The sequence below is a fragment of the Piscicoccus intestinalis NBRC 104926 genome (genome assembly GCF_001515525.1).
Lineage (GTDB): Bacteria > Actinomycetota > Actinomycetes > Actinomycetales > Dermatophilaceae > Kineosphaera > Kineosphaera intestinalis.
Map to the genome: position 1 here is coordinate 1 of NZ_BCNQ01000120.1, position 13,888 is coordinate 13,888.

The 13,888-nt window shown below is 72.4% G+C and carries 14 protein-coding genes; 5 read left to right on the top strand and 9 right to left on the bottom strand.

Annotation, left to right across the window (positions count from 1 at the left end; translation table 11 throughout):
* Nucleotides 1-1,897 (top strand): exodeoxyribonuclease V subunit alpha (gene recD / locus PINTE_RS16260; protein ID WP_068432884.1); only part of this gene is annotated, 1,897 nt, incomplete at its 5' end.
* Between the two features lie 20 nt (nt 1,898-1,917).
* Here the strand turns inward: recD and PINTE_RS16265 are convergent.
* The 7 genes from PINTE_RS16265 to PINTE_RS16290 form a co-directional block, all read right to left on the bottom strand.
* Nucleotides 1,918-2,256, bottom strand: coding sequence for a type II toxin-antitoxin system PemK/MazF family toxin (locus PINTE_RS16265; RefSeq protein ID WP_068432886.1), 339 nt, complete (start codon nt 2,254-2,256; stop codon nt 1,918-1,920).
* Nucleotides 2,250-2,441 carry a hypothetical protein gene (locus PINTE_RS16270; protein ID WP_068432888.1) on the bottom strand — a complete coding sequence of 64 codons (192 nt, stop codon included), beginning with the start codon at nt 2,439-2,441 and terminating at the stop codon, nt 2,250-2,252. Before PINTE_RS16270 ends, PINTE_RS16265 begins: the two co-directional genes overlap by 7 nt.
* A 204-nt stretch (nt 2,442-2,645) precedes the next feature.
* Nucleotides 2,646-4,985: a heavy metal translocating P-type ATPase gene (locus PINTE_RS16275; RefSeq protein WP_068432890.1), complete on the bottom strand. Its 2,340-nt coding sequence runs from the start codon at nt 4,983-4,985 to the stop codon at nt 2,646-2,648.
* A gap of 71 nt (nt 4,986-5,056) precedes the next feature.
* Complete coding sequence (locus tag PINTE_RS23345; protein WP_169798555.1) at nt 5,057-5,233, bottom strand: hypothetical protein; 177 nt, start codon at nt 5,231-5,233, stop codon at nt 5,057-5,059.
* Nucleotides 5,230-5,436, bottom strand: a complete 207-nt coding sequence (locus PINTE_RS16280; RefSeq protein ID WP_068432892.1) for a heavy-metal-associated domain-containing protein — start codon at nt 5,434-5,436, stop codon at nt 5,230-5,232. Before PINTE_RS16280 ends, PINTE_RS23345 begins: the two co-directional genes overlap by 4 nt.
* A gap of 108 nt (nt 5,437-5,544) precedes the next feature.
* Complete coding sequence (locus PINTE_RS16285; RefSeq protein WP_068432893.1) at nt 5,545-5,916, bottom strand: nuclear transport factor 2 family protein; 372 nt, start codon at nt 5,914-5,916, stop codon at nt 5,545-5,547.
* 28 nt (nt 5,917-5,944) lie between these two features.
* Nucleotides 5,945-6,772: an SDR family oxidoreductase gene (locus tag PINTE_RS16290; protein ID WP_068432895.1), complete on the bottom strand. Its 828-nt coding sequence runs from the start codon at nt 6,770-6,772 to the stop codon at nt 5,945-5,947.
* A gap of 246 nt (nt 6,773-7,018) precedes the next feature.
* Here PINTE_RS16290 and PINTE_RS16295 point away from each other — a divergent pair, with 246 nt between their 5' ends.
* The 4 genes from PINTE_RS16295 (at nt 7,019) to PINTE_RS16310 (ending at nt 12,325) form a co-directional block, all read left to right on the top strand.
* Nucleotides 7,019-8,830 (top strand): HNH endonuclease signature motif containing protein, encoded by a 1,812-nt coding sequence (locus tag PINTE_RS16295; RefSeq protein WP_169798556.1) that lies wholly within the window; start codon nt 7,019-7,021, stop codon nt 8,828-8,830.
* 419 nt (nt 8,831-9,249) lie between these two features.
* On the top strand, nt 9,250-10,134 hold the full coding sequence (locus tag PINTE_RS16300) for an aminoacyl-tRNA hydrolase (protein WP_068432900.1): 885 nt from the start codon (nt 9,250-9,252) through the stop codon (nt 10,132-10,134).
* Between the two features lie 35 nt (nt 10,135-10,169).
* The gene (locus tag PINTE_RS23980; RefSeq protein ID WP_217996619.1) at nt 10,170-10,640 is read left to right on the top strand and encodes a GatB/YqeY domain-containing protein; all 471 of its coding nucleotides are present in this window, start codon (nt 10,170-10,172) and stop codon (nt 10,638-10,640) included.
* A 254-nt stretch (nt 10,641-10,894) separates the two neighbouring features.
* Nucleotides 10,895-12,325, top strand: a complete 1,431-nt coding sequence (locus PINTE_RS16310; protein ID WP_068432902.1) for a sugar porter family MFS transporter — start codon at nt 10,895-10,897, stop codon at nt 12,323-12,325.
* Between the two features lie 131 nt (nt 12,326-12,456).
* On the opposite strand, the gene PINTE_RS16315 is transcribed toward PINTE_RS16310, so the two are convergent.
* Together PINTE_RS16315 and PINTE_RS16320 are read right to left on the bottom strand one after the other, a co-directional pair.
* Complete coding sequence (locus tag PINTE_RS16315) at nt 12,457-13,023, bottom strand: YceI family protein (RefSeq protein WP_157087309.1); 567 nt, start codon at nt 13,021-13,023, stop codon at nt 12,457-12,459.
* An 87-nt stretch (nt 13,024-13,110) separates the two neighbouring features.
* Nucleotides 13,111-13,888 (bottom strand): alanine racemase (locus PINTE_RS16320; protein WP_157087310.1); only part of this gene is annotated, 778 nt, incomplete at its 5' end.

Sequence of the window (13,888 nt, forward strand, 5' to 3'; positions counted from 1 at the left end):
CGCCCCCGACGAGGCCGAGCCCTCGGGGCGCTCGGGGCCCCCCGGCGAGACCGGGGTGGCCGCCGACGGCGAGCCGGCGACCGACGCCGCGGACCTGCCCTGGCCCGAACCGACCGAATGGGTCGAGCGGGTGCGGTCCAGCACGCTGGCGGCCCAGCGGGCGCTGGTCGTCGAGTTCGACCTGGTCTACCTGCAGCGTTATCACGCGCAGGAGGTGCAGGTCGTCGCCGATCTGCTCGATCGCGCGGGCCGCGCCGCCCCCGCAATCGACGAGGCCCGGCTCGCGGACGGGCTGGCTCGGAGGTTCGGCGACGGCGACGCCGACCAGCGCGACGCCGCGGCGCGGGCGTTGCGCTCGTGGACCACGGTCATCACCGGCGGACCCGGCACCGGCAAGACCACCACCGCCGCAACGATCCTCGCGCTGCTCGCCGAGCAGACCGCGACGGGGACCGCGACCTCAGGGGCGGCCTCACCCAGCCCAGGCGACGCGAGCGGCTCAACCGAACCGACCATCCCGAGCGGTCCGACCGGCTCGGGGGCACTTTCGTCCGGCCAGGTCGACTCACCCGGCCCGGCCGGCTCCGGGCGGCCGCTGCGGATCGGGCTCGCCGCGCCGACCGGCAAGGCGGCCGCCCGCATGCAGGAGGCGCTGACCGCGGCGCTCGTCGGCACGCCCGAGGAGCCCGGGATCATCGCCGCGACCCCGCCGCACCTGCGCGACGCCGTGGCGCACCTGGCCGAGGTCGAGGCGGTGACGCTGCACCGGCTCCTCGGCAAGCGGCCCGACTCCGGCACGCGGTTCCGGCACGACCGGAGCAACCGGCTCCCGCACGACGTGGTGCTCGTCGACGAGGCGTCGATGGTGTCGCTGACGCACATGGCGCGGCTGCTCGAGGCACTGCGGCCGCAGACGCGGCTCATTCTCGTCGGCGACCCCGACCAGCTCGTCTCCGTCGACGCGGGGGCGGTGCTCGCCGATCTCGTCGCGGGGGCCGAGGCCTCGCCCGACTCCGCGCCCGTCGCCCTCGCGCGGCTGCGCAAGGTGTACCGCTACGGGGAGGCGATCGGGGCGCTGGCGCAGGCGTTGCGCGACGGCGACGCCGACCGGGTCGTCGAGTTGCTTGCGGCGGGCCGGCCTGGCTCCCCCGGCAGCGCGGCCGCCGCCGAGCCGGGGCAGGTCGTGTGGGTCGATGCCCCCGATCCGGCCGGCGCGCTGGAGGGGCTGCTCACCCGGCAGGCCCGCGCGATCTACGAGCGGGCGCAGGCCGGGGACGCGACCGGGGCCCTCGACGCGCTAGGTCGGCACAGGCTTCTGTGCGCTCACCGCCGCGGCGAGCACGGCGTGGCCACCTGGAACACCCGCATCGAGGGCTGGCTGCGGGAGGCCACCGGAGACGGCCTGTTCGACCCGATGTACGTCGGTCGCCCGCTCCTGGTAACCGCCAACGACTACGCGACCGGCGTCGTCAACGGCGACACCGGCGTGGTCGTCGCGGCACCGACCGAGCAGGGGGTCCCCAGTCGCGCCCGTCGTGCCCGGCGGGTCGCGGTCATCGCCGGCGCCGAGGCGATCCGCGCCGGCGGCCGCGTCACACACCCGCCGACGCCGTCGTCAGGCGCCTACCGCACGTTCGCCCCGAGCCGCCTCGGCGACGTCGACACGCTGCACGCGATGACCATCCACAAGGCCCAGGGAAGCCAGGCGGAGTCGGTCACCGTGCTCCTCCCCGAAGCGGACTCACCCCTGCTCACCCGCGAGCTCCTGTACACCGGCATCACCCGCGCGAGCCGCCAGGTGCGCGTCGTCGGCCCCGAGGTCGTCGTCCGCGCCGCCGTCGAGCGCCGCGTCGTCCGCGCCTCCGGGCTGCGCCAACGCCTCGCCGCAAGCCCCTGAAACTGCGCCCGGGCGGGCCCCTACAGATCTAGGAACAACGCGAGCGTCTCGCGCACCTCGCCGAGGATCACCGGGCCGACGTTGCCCGTGCTCGCGTAGATCCGGCTCGTGGCGACCGACCGCACATGCTGGCACTGGGCCGACGACCGCGTCCCGAGGCCGTTGCCGTCGTCGGGGTCGATGACCACCTCGGCACCACTGCGGCGAATGGTCCGGGTCAAGGGGACGACCTGGACGACGTTGGGACCACCCCGAAGAACACGAGCTGCGGTCACCACGAGTGCCGGCCGACGAGATCCCGCCTCGCTCCCGGCAGGCGTGCCGAGATCCAGTTCGACGACGTCACCCGGCGTCAGCAAGCATCGAGCCAGGCCGTCTCGTCCTCGGTGAGCGGCGCGGTCAGGTCCCGTGCCAGCTCGTCCTGGCGCAGGGCTCGGATCGCCTGCCGCACGGTCTCGTCGATCGTTTCGTGGCGCTGCGCCGCCAAACGTGTCACGCGCGCGTGAGTCTCCCGGCTGATGCGGATCGTCGTCGTCTCGGCCACACTGCAAGGGTAGCCTGCTGTAGACGATTTCATCTACAGCCGGCTGGGGCTCCTCTCAGCGCCCCGCGCCGGCCCCCGCACAGGGGCCTTGACCCCTTCGCCCCCTGCCCGCCCCTGAACGGCCGAAGGCCTTATGAGTCGAGGACTCGTGATGCGGCAGGAGCCCTCGACCGAAAGGGCAACCTTCGGCCGGGTGTGGGCGACTTAGGGCTCGTCGATGCGGGAGGCGAAGCTGCGTAGGCGCAGGCTGTTGCCGACGACGAAGAGCGACGAGCAGGCCATCGCGGCGCCGGCGAGCATCGGGTTGAGCAGGCCCGCCGCCGCGAGCGGCAGTGCCGCCACGTTGTAGGCGAACGCCCAGAACAGGTTGCCTTTGATCGTGCCCAACGTGCGCCGCGAGAGGCGGATCGCGTCACCGGCGACGCGCAGGTCGCCACGCGTCAGCGTGATGTCCGCGGCCTCGATCGCCGCGTCGGTGCCGGTGCCCATCGCCAGACCCAGGTCGGCCTGGGCGAGCGCTGCGGCGTCGTTGACACCGTCTCCGACCATCGCGACGACCCTGCCCTGCTCCTGCAGCCGCGCGATGTGCGCCACCTTGTCCTGCGGCAGCACGTCGGCGACGACCTCGTCGATGCCCACCTGACCCGCCACCGTGCGCGCCACGCGCTCGTTGTCGCCGGTCAGCAGCACCGGCGTCAGCCCGAGGCCACGCAGCTGCGAGACCGCCTGCGCGCTGGAGTCCTTCACCTCGTCGGCCACCGTGATGATGCCGCGCGCCGCGCCGTCCCAGGCCACCGCGATCGCCGTCTCACCGCGGTCGGCGGCGGCCGCCATCACCGACTCCAGCTCCGGAGTCAGCGGCGCCGACCAGTCCGCGAGCAGCGCCGGCCGCCCGACGACCGTCGCGCGACCCGCCTCATCAGCGCCGGAGTCCGAACCCGACGAACCAGCGTGCACGACGCCCTGCACCCCGCGGCCGGCGATGTTCTCGAAGCCTTCCACCCGCGGCAGCTCACCGTGCCGCTCGCGCGCGGCGTCGGCGATGGCCTTGGCGATCGGGTGCTCGGAGAAGTCCTCGAGCGCGCCGGCGACGCGCAGCACGTCGGCCGCGTCTTCACCGTCGGCGACGACGACGTCGCGCACGCCCATCCGGCCTGTCGTCACCGTGCCGGTCTTGTCGAGCACGATCGTGTCGACCTGGCGCGTCGACTCCAGCACCTCCGGGCCCTTGATGAGCACGCCCAGCTGCGCCCCGCGGCCGGTGCCGACGAGCAGCGCCGTCGGCGTCGCCAACCCCAGCGCGCACGGGCACGCGATGATGAGCACCGCGACCGCCGCCGTGAACGCCGCGCCCGCCCCGGCTCCCGACCCGAGCCAGAAGCCCAGCGTCGCGACCGCGAGCACGATGACGATCGGCACGAACACGCCGCTGACCCGGTCCGCCAGCCGCTGCACCTGCGCCTTGCCGCTCTGCGCGTCCTCGACCATCCGCGCCATCCGCGCGAGCTGGGTGTCGGAGCCGACGCGCGTCGCGCGCACGACGAGCCGCCCGCTCGTGTTGACGGTCGCGCCCGTCACCGCCTCCCCCGGGCCGACGTCGACCGGCACCGACTCGCCGGTGAGCATCGAGGCGTCGAGGGCCGAGGTGCCGTCGACGATGACGCCGTCGGTGGCGACCTTCTCGCCGGGGCGCACGACGAACTCGTCGCCGACGGCCAGCTGCCCGATCGGCACCCGCACCTCGCGGCCGCCGCGCAACACCGCGACGTCCTTGGCGCCGAGTTCCATGAGCGCCCGCAGCGCCGCCCCGGCGGCCCGCTTGGAGCGCGCCTCGAAGTACCGCCCGAGCAGGATGAACGTCGTCACGCCCGCGGCGACCTCGAGATAGATCGAACCGGCCCCGTCGGTGCGCTGGATCGTCAGCTCGAACGGGTGGGTCATGCCGGGCACGCCCGCCGTCCCGAGGAACAGCGCGTACAGCGACCACAGGAACGCCGCGGTCACCCCGACCGAGATCAGCGTGTCCATCGTCGCGCTCGCGTGCCGCAGGTTCGTCCACGCCGCCCGGTGGAACGGCCACGCGCCCCACACGACGACCGGCGCCGCGAGCGTCAGTGACAGCCACTGCCAGTACGTGAACTGCAGCGCCGGCACCATGGCCAGCACGATCGTCGGGAGCGCCAGGGCTGCGCTGATGATGAGGCGCTGCCGCAGCGGAGCCAGCTCGTCGACCTCGGGCCGCTCGCGCGCGTCGACCTGATCAGAGCCCGGCTCAGGTTCGGGCAACGTCGCGCCGTAGCCGGCCGCCTCGACGGTGGCGACGAGATCCTCGGGCGTGACGGTCGGCGCGTAGCTGACCTTGGCCTTCTCCGTCGCGTAGTTGACGGTCGCGCTCACCCCGTCGAGCTTGTTGAGCTTGCGCTCGATGCGGTTGGCGCACGACGCGCACGTCATGCCGGTGAGGGCGAGTTCGACGCTGCGCTCGTCGGAGGCGGCCGGGTTAGCGGCAGCCTCGGGAGTGCGGGTGGTGGTGGGCGTTGCCATGGCGGCTTCCTCGTGGCCGGGAGCCCTGGCGGGACCGGTCTGGCTTGAGTCTGTAGCGGATTTGGGCGGGGTCAGCGGCCGTCGGTGTGAGGCTGGCCCTGCTGACCGGGCTGGCCGGGTGCGGTCGCCGGAGCCTGGTGAACCGGCTCCGGGAGATCGGGGCCGACCGCCGAGCCGAGCGCGAACGCCGCGCCGAACGCGACGAGCAGCCCGGCCCCGAACGCGGCGAGCTGAGCGGCGGGCCTCACGCGAGCTGGTACCCCGCCTCCTGCACGGCGGCCTCGACCTGCTCGCGGGTGACGGAGTCGTCGCCGCTGACGGTGAGCGCGCCGGTCTCGAGCACGACGTTGACGTCGGTGACGCCGGGGATCTCGCTGACCTCCTCGGTGACCGACGCGACGCAGTGGCCGCAGGTCATGCCGGTGACGGTGTAGCTCTGCTCGACGCTCATGAGGGCTCCTTCTCGGGTGTTCGACCGCGAGGCGCTCCCGCGGCTGCGCCATCCACTATATACCCCCTAGGGGTATGAGATCCAGGCGCCGTCCGCGTCGATGTGCGCTCAGCCCATCGTCACGCGGGAGGCGGTGCACAGCCAGCCGTCGGGCGTGCGTGCGAGGTCCTGCTCGATGCGCAGCCGCCACGCCTGGCCGCTGCCGTCGTCGGTGACGCCGGTGATGACGCGCCCGACCAGACGGGCGGTGTCGCCGTCGAGCGCTACGTCGACTCCGCGCTCGATGACCCGGTGGTAGACGAACGTGCGTGCCCGGATGCCCCGCATCCAGTCAGCCAGCGGATGCACGAACCCCGTCATGTGCGTCAGCGTCGCGTCGGGCGAGAACTGCGCCGCCAGCAGTTCGGTGTCGGCCTCGTCCATGCCCTGCAGCTGGGCGCGCCAGTTGGCGAGGATCTCCTCGCGGTCGACCTCCGACATGTATCAATCTCCTCCTACAAGCAGCGACTCATGACGGCTTCAGCTCCCCGTACCAATAGGAGGCGGTGACGCCGCCGTCCATGAGCACGTCGCTGCCGGTGATGAACCCGCCGTCGGGGCCCATGAGCAGCGCGCCCACGGCGCCCACCTCGTCGGGGGTGCCGGCACGCTTGGCCGCACACCCCTCGATCATGCGCCGGTAGCTCTCGCCGCGGGGGCCGCTCAGTTCGTCGCGCGCGAGCGGGGTCATGACGATGCCGGGGCTGATCGCGTTGATGCGCGCGCCGCGCCGGCCCCAGCGCACCGCCTCCGCGCGCACCCGCAGCACGTTGCCGCGCTTGGCGAGCTGGTAGGCGTTGAGCGGGTCGGTGACGCGTTGCGGCGAGAGCCACGGCAGCGCGAGCAAGTCGTCGGCCGGCGTGGTGGCCAGCTGCTCGTCCTGCTCGGGCGTCAGCGCCGGGAGCCGGTGGCCCGACTGGGAGGCGATGACCACGCCCGACCCGCCGGGGGCGATGACCTTGCCGAACTCCTCGAGCACGACCGCGGTGCCGTAGAGGTCGACCGACAGGATCGTCGCCGGCGACGCCTGGCTCGGCGAGACGCCCGCGGCGTGGATGACGCCCCACAGCTCGCCGAGTCGCGCGGCCTGCGCGGCGAGTTCGCGCACCGACTCACGGGAGGCGACATCGACCGCGGCCGTGCTCACCGCGAAGCCCGCGTCGGCCAGAATCGTGGCAGCCGTCCGCGCACCCTCCTCCCGCAGGTCGGCGAGGAGCACGTGGCGCCCCGCGCTGACCCGGCGGGCGATGGCCTGCCCGATCGAACCGGCTCCGATGACGACGACAACCTGGGTCATGGTGATCTCCCTGTCTGTTGGGCCGTCTCGACGGTAGAGGTTCGAACCCGGGCGCCGACAGAGTCGGCCGCGACCGGTACCGGCGATACCTGACTGAACCCGAGCGCCACTGAATCCGAGCGCCGCGGAGTCTTGTCGGTGGTGGCGTCTTCAATGCTGCCTATGGCTAACAACACCCGATGGCAGCTTCGCGACAATGACCAGATCCCTCTTGCATCGATACTAGAACAGGAGTATGATAAACGCATGTCTATCAGCATGTTACCGAGCAAGACAGAGCGCCTCGAAGGACGTCTGTCGAGTGTCGTCGGTGTGCTGAACCGGGCTCACGCGCAGCTCGTGGACATCGCCGCGGAGGCGTTGGCCACGGAAGCGTGGGCCGGAGACGGCATCTCGTCGCCCACCCACTGGCTGGTGTTACGTGCGGGGCTGTCGCGGTCGCGCGCGGCGCAGGTGTTGGAGGTTGCGCGCCGGCGCGAGGAGCTGCCCGTCACCCTCGGCGCCCTCGCCACCGGCGAACTGTCGCTGGAGCAGGTGGGGCCGATCGCGCGGCGAGTACCCGCCGCCTACGAGGCCTCCGTCTGCGAGCTGGCGCGCTTCGCGACCGTGCCGCAGATCGTGCGCGCCACCTCGACCGAGTTCCGCACGCCTGTCGCGGAGCCGGCCCAGTCGGCGCCTGCGTCTGTGGATGCGGATGCGGCCGAAACGGAGGTCACCGAGAGCCAGTCGAGCCCGGAGGCGGTCTCGCTTGAGACGGGCGCGAGCGAGACCGGCTCAAGCGAGACGGAAGCGTCCGCGCCCCTGCCGTCCGAGCCCATGCCGCCCGAGCCGGCGCCGCGCCTGTCGATGCGGCACGACGACGCCGGCTGGTTCCACCTGCAGTACGACGCGCCCTCGGACATCGGGGCGCTCGTCGAAAGCGCCGTGCGGGAGGCCACCGACAGTTTGTGGCGCCTCTACAACACAAAGACGGCCGAGGGCGACCCCTCGGAAACCTCGGACCCCCAGCGCCCGTCCGCGTCGGACGCGGTCTCTGAGCCGGGCGAGACCGGCAAGAGCGTTCGGGTCAGCCTCGCCGACGGCCTGCACCACCTGGCCGCGAACCGGCTCGAGGGGCTGGAGTCGCCGTCACGCCGGGACGCCTACCGCGTGTACGTGCACCTCGACACCGACCTCGGCTGGCTGACCGGGCGCCCCTGCCTCCCCCGCCACATCGTCGACCGCCTGACGTGCGACGCCAAGCTGCGGCCGGTGTGGCACACCGACGGCGTCCCGGTCAGCGTGGGTCGCTCACAGCGCACGGTGCCGCGCCACACGCGCCGTCTCGTGCTCGACCGCGATCGCGGGTGTCGCTATCCCGGCTGCGCAAGCACCCGGCATCTGGAGGTGCACCACATCGTGCACTGGATCCTCGGCGGGCTCACCGACCTCGACAACCTCGTCGCCCTGTGCCCCCGTCATCACGCCGCGCATCACCGCGGCGAGTTCACGATCGCCGGCGACCCGAACCTGCCGGACGCCGACCCGGCCGATGATCCCCGCCCCGGCGAACGCTCGGGGCTGCGCTTCACGACCGCCAACGGGCTGCCGGTCCGGTACACCGCTCCAGCGGCCGTCTGCCGGCCCCTGCCCGACGGGCCCGCCTACGCAGGACCCTCCGGTGACCGCCTCGAAAGCCACTGGGTCACCTTCGACGCGCGCCCCGGCACGGGTCGCGGACACGAAGACCTTCGGACCCAGGCCGCACCGCGGCGGCAGCCGCACCTCCAGTGGCCCCGCCCCCGATGCCTACGTCGCCGACCCGGCCGACTCGTTGCAGACCGACCTCGATCGCCCACGGACGGGCACGGAGCCGCCACGAACGCTGGTCGACTCGGCACCGTCGGGCTTGGCACCGTCCGGCTCGGCACCGTCCGACTCGGCACCGTCGGGCTTGGCACCGTCCGACTCGGCACCGACGACGCCCCACTCGGCAACGACGGCGCCCTGGTGGAAGACCGAGTCCGTAGCGCTGCTGGCGGACGCCTGCGAACCCTCCGACTCGCAGCATCAGCCTGACCAGCCTGACCGTCCGAATGTCGGCATCCCACCCTGGATGGAGCCCGACAGCGAGTTCATGCGAAAGGTGCGCAGCAGGCTCGCCGCCGGCACCGGCGCCGCGTGATCGCGACTGGTCAGGGCTGGCCGACCCGAGCGGCCGACCCGAGCGGCCGACCCGAGCGGCCGACCCCGAGCGGTGACCCGAGCGGCTGACCCGAGCGGCTGACCCGAGCGGCTGACCCGAGCGGCAGGCCCTGAGCAGCCGGCCCTGAGCAGCCGGCCCCGAGAAGCCGACCACGAGCGGCCCCGCGGCTCGGGCTCCACCGTGCGCCTCGCGCATGATGGTGACCGTGTTCACCCCACGTCGCTCCCGGTGTCGTCGATCCCCGTGTCGTCGCTCCTCAATCGCCGCCGCGACACGAAAGGATGTGTCGCCCATGCCCATCGGTGAGGTGCTCGAACCGCTGCGGGCCCGCTACGCCGCCTGGCTCGACATGGACGACGCCCAGGTGCTGCACGACCGCGACGAGGATCCCACGCGCGTACGGGCGATCCAGATCCTCCTTCGCCTCGAACGCGGCGACCCGCCCAGCCGCAGCGCCGCCCTCGCGTTGGCCGCCAGCGGCTGCGCTGCGCTGTGTCTCGATGCGCGCGCAGAGCCGGGCGGCGAGTGGTTCGACGCGGTGAGCGCCTACTGCCAGGGCCACATCCGCAAGGTCACCCGCCGCGGCCGCGGCGCCCAGTGGCAGGCCACCGCGGACCTGCCCGGCCTCACCCTGACCAGCGGCGACACCCCGACCAGCGGCACCCCGACCAGCGTCGCCACCCCGACCAGCGGCGACACCGAAATCCGCGTGCTCGTTCCCGGCCTCGTCACCGAACTCAACAAGCGCGTCGCCAAACTGCAGGTCGGCGGCACCGACATCCCCGCCGACGCCGACGGCGAACCCGTCATCGCGCGGGCCCCGGCCACCGACGAGAGCGAGCCGCCCTCCAGCGCCGGCGCGCCCCTGCTCACGGTGCACGTGCCGGACTCACTGGACATGACCGCCGGCAAGCTCATGGCCCAGACCGGCCACGCCGGCATGCTCGCGGCCACCCTGCTCGCCGCCTCCGACCAGTCCACCCTCGCCGCCTGGCGCGACGCCGGCTGCCCCGCTCGGGCGGTCCCGGCCGACGCCCCCGCGTGGGCCGAGCTGACCCGGCAGGTCGCCCGGCCGCGGCCGGCCTGGCGCGACCAGCGGTTGCTGGCCGTCCGCGACGCCGGGTTCACCGAGGTCGCCCCCGGCACCGTCACCGTCATCGCCCAGCTGGAAACGTGATGCGCCGGCACGCCGATGCGTGCTGCACTCACCTGGTGACCACCGACGCGACCACCGACCCCGACGAGCCCGAGAACACCCCCGCCCGCGCAGACACGACCGCCCCCGCAGACGCCGCCCCCGCAGACGCCACCGCAAACACCGCGCCTGACACCGCCTCTGACATCACCTCCGTGCGCACCGCCCTGCGCGCGGCGATCGTCGACGCCATGCGCTCGCGTGACCGCGAGGCGGCCGCGACCTACCGCACGGCGTTGGCGGCCATCGACAACGCGGAGGCGGTCCCGGCCACGCAGGCGCCCCGCGCCGGCGCGATCGAGTCCGCGTCACTCGGCGTCGGCGTCGCCGACGCGCCGCGCCGAACGCTGACCGAACTCCAGATGCGCGGCATCGTCGCGGCGGAGGCCGACGCGCTGCGGAAGGCGGCCCAGGCACCGGCACCTCGAGCCGATTCGCTACGCCGGGAAGCGGACCGACTCCGGCGCCTGCTCGCGGCCCTTCCCTGAGACGGGAACGCAGAGCATAATCCGCCCATAGTCCAGCCGGCCACATCCGACCGAACAGCAAAAGTAAAAATGTTAGGACATTCGCTTGCCAACGGGTGGCGTGCGGCACTAGCTTGACGATCACGAGTCGGGCGCGAGACGCGTCGATTCGGCACCCGACGAGGGGTGGGCGCAGGCGTCGTTACGGCGAGGCGGTGCGCACGACGACAGGGCTGCGGCATCGAGGCCGGGCCGCCACGCGAGGAGGCGCGGATATGTCACATGGAGCTCCGGCTGGAGGGTCCACGGGATTCGAACTACCACCGTTGCGGCCAGGGCCGCACACCCGCCGACTCGACACGATCGCGATCGTCGCGACGTTCGGCGGCCTGCTCTTCGGCTACGACACCGGTGTCATCAACGGTGCCCTGGAGCCCATGAAGCTGGAGCTCGGGCTCACCCCCTTCACCGAGGGGCTCGTCACGGCGACGCTGCTCATCGGTGCCGCGGTCGGCGCGCTCCTCGGCGGCCGCACCAACGACGCCATCGGCCGCAAGAAGGCTCTGACGATCGTCGCGGTCATCTTCTTCGTCGGCACCCTGGGCTGCGTGTTCGCCCCGGGCTTGGGCATCTTGCTGCCGTCGCGCTTCATCCTCGGTTACGCCGTCGGCGCCGCCTCGGTGACCGTGCCCGTCTACCTCGCCGAACTGGCTCCCACCGAGCGACGCGGCGCCCTGTCGGGCCGCAACGAACTGGCGATCGTCGTCGGCCAGATGCTGGCCTTCATCATCAACGCGATCATCTCCAGCCTGTGGGGTCACCACGAGGGCGTGTGGCGCTACATGCTCGCCATCTGCGCCATCCCGGCGATCTTCCTGTTCATCGGCATGCTGCGGATGCCCGAGTCGCCGCGCTGGCTCATCAGCAAGGGCCGCTACGAGGAGGCCCTCGGCGTGCTCATGCAGGTGCGCAACGAGGACCGCGCCCGCGCCGAGATCGGTGAGGTCGAGGCCCTCGCCGAGGAGGAGGCGCAGGCCCAGAGCGGCGGGTTCGCCGACCTGGCCATCCCGTGGGTGCGCCGGCTCATCATCATCGGGTGCGGCATCGCCGCGGCCCAGCAGGTCACCGGCATCAACTCGGTCATGTACTACGGCACCGAGCTGCTGCGCGTCGCCGGCTTCTCGTCGTCGGCCGCCATCATCGCCAACGTCGCCAACGGCGTGCTCGCCGTCGTCGGCACGGCCCTGTGCCTGTTCGTCATCATCGACCGGGTGCCGCGCCGCAAGCTGATCCTCTTCGGCTTCGCCGCCACGACGACGATCCACGCGATCATCACCGTCGTCGCGACGATCATGCCCGAGGGCACCGCCCGCGCGTTCGTCATCCTCATCCTGTGCGTGACGTTCGTCTTCTTCATGCAGACGTGCCTCAACGCCCCCGTCTGGGTGGCGCTCTCGGAGCTGTTCCCGCTGCGCCTGCGCGGCTTCGGCATGGGCGTCTCGGTGCTGTGCATGTGGCTGACCAACGCGGCCCTGACGTTCTCGTTCCCGATCATCGTCGCCGCCGCCGGCCTGCAGGGCATCTTCGGGCTGTTCGCCGTCATCGGCCTGCTCGCCTGGTTCTTCCTCTACAAGATGCTGCCGAACACCTCCGGCCGCTCGCTCGAGGAACTCGAAGAGGCCTTCTCCCGCGGCGAATTCCACTGATCCGCGAGACAGCAGCAACTCCAGAACATGCACGCGGAGGCCGTCGGCGGGGGTTCTCGCCGACGGCCTCCGGTGATCTGTCGCCGCGGGACGGGCCGACCTGAGCGGTCCGGCGGCATTGCGGGTGCGGCTCAGGCGCCCTTGATCGCGGAGATCTCGAACTCCAGCGTGATCTTGTCGCTGACGAGCACACCACCGGTCTCCAGCGCGGCGTTCCAGGTGACGCCGTAGTCCTGGCGGTTGATGACGACCGAGCCCTCGAAGCCGACGCGCTCGTTGCCGAACGGGTCGGTCGCGCCGCCCTCGAACTCGAACGGCACGGTGACGGAGTTCGTCACGCCCTTGATCGTCAGGTCGCCGACGAGGTCGAAGCTGGCCGGACCGGTCGGGCGAACTGCGGTCGAGACGAACGTGATCTGCGGGTACTCCTCGATCGCGAGGAAGTCGCCGCTGCGCAGGTGGCCGTCGCGCTGCTCGTTGCGGGTGTCGATGCTGTCGACGTCGATCGTCAGCTCGACCGAGGAGTCGGCGAAGTCGGCGCCGTCGGCCACGGCCTTGCCCTCGAAGGTGTCGAAGCCGCCGCGGACCTTCGTGATCATCGCGTGGCGGGCGACGAAGCCGATGCGCGAGTGCGTCGGGTCGATCGCGTAGGTGCCGGACAGGTCGTTCAGGGTGGTGGGGGTCGTGATGGTGCTCATGGCGTGCTCCTCGGGGTCGAGACGTTGACTGTTTGATATGTCACCTACCTTAGGTCGTAGGTAGGTGACGTGTCAACTACAGAGGTCTCAGTCGTTGGCGTTGCGGGCGGCGACCCGCCAACTCCCCTCGAAGACACCGGCTCCCGCGAGCTGTGGCCCGTCGCCGGCGCCGACCACCCATAGTTCGTCGGCCAGGTTGATCGCGTTGCACGCGTGGTTCGGCACGGCCCGCAAGACCGAGCCGAGCGGAGGCGGTGTCTCGCCCGCGGGCAGCTCGACGACCGCGTGATGCTCGCTGGCCGAGACGATCCGCGCCTGGGGGTGGTCGAGGAGCCGGCCGTTGCCGCTGGCGTAGGCGGGCCGGTCGGCGCCGAGCACCTTCGTGCCGGCATCGAGCACGATGCGCCCGCCGGCGTGACTGACGACCGTGGCGTACGCGGTCAGGGCGATGTCATCCACGCCGCACGAGCCCAGCTCCCACTGCTGCGCGTCCTGCACGACATACACCCCCGGCCGCAGCTCGGTCACCGGCCCGCCCGGACGCGCGAACCCGACGCTCGGACTCGACCCGCCGCTGACGACCAGCGGCCCCTCGCAGACGCCGGTCGCCGCGACCGACTCGGCCGCCTCCCCCAGGGCGCGGCGCTCGTCGTCAGCCGCCGCCTCCCGCCCCGTCGGCGCGTACGAGTGACCGGGAAAGGTGAAGACCCCCACCGGAGTCAGCCCGGCCCGGGCGAGCGCGACCGCCACCGCGCCCGCCTCCTGGGGCGGCACGCCGGTGCGCCGCATCCCGGAGTCGACCTCGACGAGCACCTCCAGGCGCGAGCCGGGCGCCGTGCCGTGCGCCGAGCCAGACGCCGAGCCG

Coding starts and splice junctions, on each gene's coding strand:
- PINTE_RS16315 (WP_157087309.1), bottom strand. CDS start 13,023: ATGAGCACCATCACGACCCCCACCACCCTGAACGACCTGTCCGGCACC.
- PINTE_RS16300 (WP_068432900.1), top strand. CDS start 9,250: ATGCCCATCGGTGAGGTGCTCGAACCGCTGCGGGCCCGCTACGCCGCC.
- PINTE_RS16290 (WP_068432895.1), bottom strand. CDS start 6,772: ATGACCCAGGTTGTCGTCGTCATCGGAGCCGGTTCGATCGGGCAGGCC.
- PINTE_RS16275 (WP_068432890.1), bottom strand. CDS start 4,985: ATGGCAACGCCCACCACCACCCGCACTCCCGAGGCTGCCGCTAACCCG.
- PINTE_RS16285 (WP_068432893.1), bottom strand. CDS start 5,916: ATGTCGGAGGTCGACCGCGAGGAGATCCTCGCCAACTGGCGCGCCCAG.
- PINTE_RS16280 (WP_068432892.1), bottom strand. CDS start 5,436: ATGAGCGTCGAGCAGAGCTACACCGTCACCGGCATGACCTGCGGCCAC.
- PINTE_RS16295 (WP_169798556.1), top strand. CDS start 7,019: ATGTCTATCAGCATGTTACCGAGCAAGACAGAGCGCCTCGAAGGACGT.
- PINTE_RS16310 (WP_068432902.1), top strand. CDS start 10,895: ATGTCACATGGAGCTCCGGCTGGAGGGTCCACGGGATTCGAACTACCA.